The following is a 3097-nucleotide window of genomic DNA, read 5'->3' on the forward strand; positions in this document are numbered from 1 at the left end:
GCCGGGCATGACGAGGACAGGAGTAAGACAACGATGGGGCGGTGGTTACTGGATGCCCGCCTTCGCGGGCATGACAAGAACAGAGAGAGGCGGGGGAGGAGGGAGGAAAGAAGAGCCGGCGCGGAATGCTTATTTGGTCGCTTGGGCGACGCGGCTGGTGACGGGGTCCATCTGCATGAGGGCGTCGATGCGGTTCCGCTCTTTCTGGAAGTCGGCGAGCATGCGGCCGTTGAGCTGAAGGCCGCGCGGCACCTGAATGGTCATCGGGTTGACGAACTTGTTGTTGACCAGGATTTCGTAGTGGCAATGCGGGCCGGTCGAGTAGCCGGTCGAGCCGACGAAGCCGATGATCTGGCCCTGCTTCACAGTGAGCCCCGCGGCGAGGCCGTCGGCGTAGCGCGACAGATGCCCGTAAGCGGTGGCGAAGCCGTTGGCGTGGCGGATGCGGATGTAATTGCCGTAGCCGCCTTCGCGGCCGACCTGCTCCACGGTGCCGTCGGCGCCGGCGAGGATCGGGGTGCCCGAGGGCGCGGCCCAGTCGACGCCGGTATGCGTGCGCCAGCGGTTCAAGATCGGGTGCTTGCGGTTGCCGAAGCCGGACGTGTAGCGGCCGCCTTTGACGGGATTGCGCATCAGGAACTTCTTCGCGCTGTTGCCGCTCTCGTCATAGAAGTCGACGACGTCGTCGGGGGTGCGGAAGCGGTAGAAGCTGCGGGTCTGGCCGTCGACCGTCATCGAGGTGTAGAGGATCTCGCCGCTCGTCTCGCGCTCGTCCTCGCCCTCGGGAATGTCGAAGAAGGCTTCGAACACGTCGCCGGACTTGGCCTTCTGCTTAAAATCGATGTCGTAGGAATGCACGCGGAGCAGCTTCAGAATGCTGTCCGCCGGAATCTTCTCCTGCACGGCGGCGCGGTAGAAGCTTTCATAGAGCGAGGCGCGCAGGGAGGATTGCTGCGCCTTGAGCTCGGCCACGGTCGCGGCGGTCGTGTCGGTCTTGGTGGCTTCGAAGTCGCCGCTGCGGGTGCGGGAGACGGTGCCGAGATGGGCGTCGTCTTTGTCGACGACGCTCACCTTGATCGGCTCCATCTGGCCGGTGTCGCTCGGCGCGGGCGCAAGCGTGAGATGGATCTCGTTGCCGGGTTTCAAATTGTCGGCGGGGAAAATCGGATCCATCGCGTCGGACATCGCCTTGGCCTGGCTCGCCTCGGCACCCTGCTTCATGATGATGCTCATCAGGGTGTCGCCGCGGCCGACCTTCACGGTCTTGGTCTGCGCGCCGTCGGGCAGCTCGTCTGCGCCGAGGTCGGTGTTCTCGTCCTCGCCCTCGTCCATGGATTTGTGAATCACGGTCGTGTTCGGCGCGAGCGAGCCGGTGGTGAAGTTGTCGCCCGAATGATAGGCGACGCGCTGGAGCGTGGCGCCGTCCGCGCCGAAGGAGGCTTCGGCAAAAGCGAAATTCTCCGCCGCCTCGGCGATCAGCTCGTCGACTTCCTCAGTCTTGAGCTCGACGCCGTCGCTCGGGGGAAGAATGCCGCCCGGAACATCGAGCACGTTGAGGCTGATCGCCTGCGGCGCGTTCGCATCGGATGCGCCGGCGCCGACGGGCGTTGCATCGGAATACAGTTTGAAAGGATTGAAGGGCGGCAGTTCGCTCGCGTTCGCGGGCTTCTCGGTCGCAAGCCCGGCGATGACGCGGACATAGGGCTTGATGGTGATGAATTCGCGCGAGCCTTGGCGCTCGACGACCGTGTCGTGGATGACATTGCGCCGGGCGAAGCCGGTGGAGGTCATCTGAATGCGATCTTCCTTGGAGGCGGTCGGGCTCTGCTTGTCGCGGGCGAACTTGACGCTGCGGATGGGCTGGAGCGCCGCAAGGCTTGCGCGCTTGATCGAGCTCATCATCCCGGAGCCGTCGCCCATGCTCATGGAGGCGTAGACGGCAACGCCGATCAGACAAAGGCCCACCATGCCGGCAAGGCAGGTGCTGGCGAGCCATTTGATGCGGCAGCCCGCGCCTTCGGCGCCATGTTCGCAGAGATAGACGGGAGGGAGCTTGCGCTCGGTCTTTTGCGTCTGACCAAGATAGATAGCGGGGAGGCCGCGAGCCTCGACCGGCACGAGGGCCTGGCCCAGCTTACGACGCGCGATGCGGCGGCTGCGCTTCAGCAATACACCTTCCCCCCGTTCTTGCGGCTGCCGCCTGCACGCTCCAGCGTGCTTCAGCTATCAGGCGGACAATACCTAAGCGGTCTTTGTCCCTTCAGCGAGAATCAGACGACACCGAGGAGGTTTTTTGCGCCGACCGGCAGCATCGTCCGTTGGCCTTTGGGCCCTTGCAGGAGCGATGAAGCGTTACTAGGTCTGCGGCATTCCCCCTGCGGCGGGCTGTACCATACTGTGCCCCGTATGGTACCTCGCCGTTAACGATGCGGAGAGTGGCGACGCATTCAGGCAGGATTGTGGCCTGTATGTCACGCGTCAAGGGAAAGGTCGCTCCGCCTCAACAGGGCGTCGGACAAACGTTACCCACCCCTTGACAAGCCGATCGGGGGCCCCTAAATAGCCAACTCGCCGGGTCGATCCCACTTCCTGCGGGAATATACTCGTCCGCGCGATACCCATTCGGACACAAGAGGCTTGATCGAGTCGTCTCGAGATACGCTTCGGCTGTCGTTGACTCTCGATGGTGGATTTGCTTCCATTGGGGGTTCGGGAGTGTGGCATCGGCCGCGCGCCCACCGGCTCTTTGACATTGTAATATGAAGAAAGGGAAACGCGGACGGCGGAGTCCTTGCGTGCCGATCCTCTTCGGGGGATTGGCAAACGAGACTCTGACGGTCTTGCGTTTTCATAAGCCAATAGGCGTGTTGCGCGTGATCCGAAAGGATTGCGTCGTTTCATGCTTGTTGGGAACTCGTCAAAACGCAGCGACCCCTTGGAGTGATTCCTCCAAGGATTTGTCGGAATCTGAATTCTCAACTTGAGAGTTTGATCCTGGCTCAGAACGAACGCTGGCGGCAGGCCTAACACATGCAAGTCGAACGAGAAGCCACCTTCGGGTGGTGGAAAGTGGCAGACGGGTGAGTAACGCGTGGGA

General features: G+C 62.7%; 1 protein-coding gene and 1 rRNA gene. One reads left to right on the forward strand and one right to left on the reverse strand.

Annotated features, from left to right (window positions below):
* Window positions 1–129: 129 nt before the first annotated feature.
* The gene (locus tag ACR2J1_RS00340) at window positions 130–2169 is read right to left on the reverse strand and encodes a peptidoglycan DD-metalloendopeptidase family protein (protein ID WP_434017352.1); all 2040 of its coding nucleotides are present in this window, start codon (window positions 2167–2169) and stop codon (window positions 130–132) included.
* Window positions 2170–2976: 807 nt separating this feature from the next.
* Here ACR2J1_RS00340 and ACR2J1_RS00345 point away from each other — a divergent pair.
* Window positions 2977–3097: ribosomal RNA gene (locus ACR2J1_RS00345) — 16S ribosomal RNA — on the forward strand; the annotation flags it as partial.

It is taken from the genome of Methyloceanibacter sp. (assembly GCF_050999895.1).
In the GTDB taxonomy this organism is placed as follows: domain Bacteria; phylum Pseudomonadota; class Alphaproteobacteria; order Rhizobiales; family Methyloligellaceae; genus Methyloceanibacter.